At 67.7% G+C, this 3,728-nt stretch carries 4 protein-coding genes; 2 read left to right on the plus strand and 2 right to left on the minus strand.

Annotated features, from left to right (window positions below; translation table 11 throughout):
• Positions 1-1,047, plus strand: a 1,047-nt coding sequence (dprA, locus tag Q1J95_RS15105; RefSeq protein WP_300269121.1) for a DNA-processing protein DprA, incomplete at its 5' end; no start/stop codon positions are given.
• 14 nt (positions 1,048-1,061) lie between these two features.
• Here dprA and Q1J95_RS15110 read toward each other — a convergent pair.
• Entirely contained in the window at positions 1,062-1,718 is a 657-nt protein-coding gene (locus Q1J95_RS15110; protein WP_300269124.1) for a response regulator transcription factor, read from the minus strand.
• 4 nt (positions 1,719-1,722) lie between these two features.
• Entirely contained in the window at positions 1,723-3,288 is a 1,566-nt protein-coding gene (locus tag Q1J95_RS15115) for a HAMP domain-containing sensor histidine kinase (protein ID WP_300269127.1), read from the minus strand.
• A gap of 90 nt (positions 3,289-3,378) precedes the next feature.
• Here Q1J95_RS15115 and Q1J95_RS15120 point away from each other — a divergent pair.
• The coding region (locus Q1J95_RS15120) for a hypothetical protein (RefSeq protein WP_300269129.1) at positions 3,379-3,728 on the plus strand (350 nt) is incomplete at its 3' end.

Genomic DNA, 3,728 nt, shown 5'->3' on the forward strand with positions numbered 1-3,728 from the left:
ATCGCGCAGCTCGGAGCCGCCGAGGCACTGCGCTTCGCGCTGACGCCGCACGACCAGATGAAGGCCGAGCTCGTCGCCCTCGATGAGACGACCGAGCGATCTCAACGGGCGCTGCGCGAGGGACGAAAGAGATGGAAGCCCCGCGCGAAGATGCGAGCGGTCCGCGATGCGCTGCACAGCAGTGATGAGGTCGCGGCACAGCTGCTTCTTCCCGGTGATGCAGCCTGGCCGGATGCGCTCGACGACCTCGACACGCACGCGCCTGTGCTGCTGTGGGTCCGCGGCGACGCGCGCGCTCTCGCCATCACGAACCGGGTGGCTCTCGTGGGCGCGCGGGCGGCGAGCTCGTACGGCGACCATGTCACCAGGGAGCTGGCAGGTGACCTCGCGGCAACCGGAAGCGCTGTCGTGTCGGGGGGTGCGTACGGAATCGACGCGGCGGCACATCGGGCCGCCCTCGGTGTCGACGGCACCACGATCGCGTTTCTGGCGGGAGGGGTGGATCGGCCGTATCCGATCGGTCATCAGCAGCTTTTCGAGCGCATCCGAGAAATCGGTGCGGTCGTGAGCGAGGTGCCCTGCGGCACGGCACCGACGAAGTGGCGATTTCTTTCCAGGAACAGACTCATCGCCGCTCTCGGTGTGGCGACAGTCGTCGTCGAGGCGGGGTGGCGCAGCGGGTCGTTGAACACCGCAGGCCACGCCGCGGCTCTCGGGCGCCCGCTCGGTGCGGTACCGGGGCCGGTGACCTCACCCGCCGCGGCCGGATGCCACCGCCTCATGCGGGAGTACGATGCACGCTGTGTGACAGACGCCGCGGAGGTGCGGGAGCTGATGGGCGTGGTCGAACAGCCCGTGGCGGCCGAATTACCAGCCGACCCTGAGCAAACCCGGCTCCGGGACGCGCTGAGCGCGCGGACTCCCCGACAGGCACCGGATCTGGCCGCTCGCGCGGGCCTCTCCGTGGAACGGGTGAGAGCGATGCTCGGGCTGCTGTCACTCGAAGGGGGCGCCGTTCGCACCGACTCCGGGTGGCGGCGGGCATGAGCGCGACGGAGCTCTCAGCTCAGCCGGTAGCCCACGCCGCGCACGGTTTCGATCTGCGTGGTGCCCAGTTTCTGGCGCAGATACCCGACATAGACGTCGACGACATTCGAACCCGGGTCGAAGTCGTATCCCCACACGCGGCTCAGCAACTGCTCTCGGCTGAGCACCTGTCCGGCGTTGCGTACCAGTTCTTCGGCCAGCGCGAACTCGCGTGCGCTGAGCTCGACGTCACGTTCGCCGACGCGTGCACGACGGGTACGGATGTCGAGCGAGAGGCTTCCGTGTGAGAGCTCCGGCGCGGCACCGGGCTCGTCGCGGCGCATCCGCAGGCGGATGCGAGCTAGCAGTTCATCGAAGCGGAAGGGCTTTCCCAGGTAGTCGTCGGCACCGCCTTCGAGCCCGGCGATCGTGTCGTGCAGCTCCACCCGGGCGGTCAGCATGATGACCGGCATCCGAGATCCCGAACCACGTAGCTGCTCCAGCACGTGGAATCCGTCGAAGCCGGGCAGATTGACATCCAGCACCATCAGATCGAACTCATCGGTCTGCGCGAGCTCGAGCGCCTCCGGCCCGGTCGCGGCCACGCGCGTGGCGAAACCGGCCGCGCGCAGACCCTTGTCGATGAACCCGGAGATGCGCGGTTCATCATCGGCGATCAGAATGGATGCCACGGCTTCAGCTCCCCTCATCGGCGCGGGCGTCCGGCAACGGCGGCCGGGGTGGAATCACCATATCGCCTGCGGGCCTGGGTGCGGCTGCGGGTGCCGGGGCAGGCGCAGGCACGGGGGCCGAGGCCGACGCCACCGAACCGCGCGGAATGCTCAGCACGAAGCGCGAGCCGCCGCCTGGGGCATCCTCCACCCGAACCGAGCCGCCGTGAGCGCGTGCGATGACCTGCACGATGTTCAAGCCGAGCCCGCTGCCGCTTCGGCTATGCGCATCGGCACCGCGATAGAAGCGCTCGAAGATCTCCTGCTTGGCGTCATCGGGAACACCGGAGCCGAAGTCGCGCACCCAGAACTCCAGCTGCGTGCCCACCGCCGAGCTTCCGATCTCCATGCGTCCGCCGCCGTGCGTCACGGCGTTCTGTGCCAGCTGCAGCATGGCCTGCGTGATGCGGGCCGGATCAAGCATGGCGGCGCCCTCGGCGACCGCACCGGCCGAGACCTCGCCGCCCTCGATGGCAGCCGCCTTGCGCACGATCTGAGCCACGAGGTCGCCGATGTCGGTCGGGTGCAACTGCACCGGACTCGGGCCGTGCAACGCGGCGGCCCCGGCGAGATCCTGTACGAGGCGTCCCATCCGATCGAGCTCATCCATCGCGAGCTCGCGCGTCTCTCGGGCATCGACCGGGTCGTCGGGATCCATGACCTCGACGTAGCCGCGAACGATCGTGATCGGCGTCTTCAACTCGTGACCGACGTCGCTGAGCAACTGGCGCTGTGACTCCAGAGCGGCATCGATGCGGTCGAGCATGTCGTTCATGGTCACGGTGAGCTCAGCGACATCGTCATTGCCGACCACGTCGAGGCGTGCGTCGAGATTCTGAGCCGAGATGCGCTCGGCGGTCGTGCGCATCTGCCGCAGAGGACGAAGCAGCCGGGTGGCGACGATCGTACCCGTGGCGGCGATGACGATCAGCACGATCACGGACACGATGATGAACATCTGCGCGGCGTCATCGAACTCGCTCAGCTCCGCGTCGAGGTCGTACACCATCACGAAGACGACCTCTTCGGGGGCAGCTGATCCCTCCACGGAGATGGTCGTGGCCAGATATCGCCACGCGACCTCGCGTTCGGCATACGTTCCGATGATCGCCTTGTCTCCGCCAAGGGTGCGCTCGACATGCTGAGCGAACATGCCCTGGTGCTGCAGATCGAGATCCAGATCGAACCCCGGAACGAAGGTGATCGTCCCGTCGACCATGCCCATCGCTCCGGCGTTATCGTCGGGGCTCATCCGTTGCACGACAGCTTCCAACGCTGCCGATGATGACGCCCAGGTGCCGGCGTCGGGTCCTTCCGGGTTACCCTCGCCGACGATGAAACGGGCGGAGTCGAGGTTCGCGTGCAGCCGCTGGTCGACCTGCTCCATGATCCGCTGGCGCTCGACGAGATAGACCGACACGCCCACGGCCGTCAGCCCGATCGCCGCGACCGCGGTGATGGCGGCGACGATGCGCGTGCGCACCGATATACCGAATCGGCGCGGGGGCGTCGCGGTCGTTGTCTGCTTCACACGTCCAGTATCTCGATCCGCAGCCCACGACGACCGCTTCCTAAGAGAGATCTCATCCCGTTCCCGCTGTGATCATGATGCAATCGACAGGTGAGTGAACCCGGCCAGATCCCCGAGCGCGAGATGCTCAGTGACGCGATCGATGTGCCGATGGCGTCACTTGCCCTGCACTCCCGTGAACCGCTCGGCGCCGGCTCCGTGACGGGATTCGAGACATCGGATGCCGAGCCGCTGCTGTACTTCGTGGATACGTCCGCAGTGCCGGTGCCCGCCGAGACGGGGTGGTCGAGCGGTGAGGTGCGCATCTGGGTGCACCCTGCGGATCCGCACCTCCCGGCGCTCGCGCCAATCGCGTTCGATCACGCATCCGAAGCGCTCCTGGCGCGGCTGGGAATCGCCGCATCCTCTGCTCCGCAGATCATCGCCTACCGGCCGGGGCG

Origin of the sequence: Microbacterium sp. (genome assembly GCF_029263575.1) — a bacterium.
Lineage (GTDB): Bacteria > Actinomycetota > Actinomycetes > Actinomycetales > Microbacteriaceae > Microbacterium.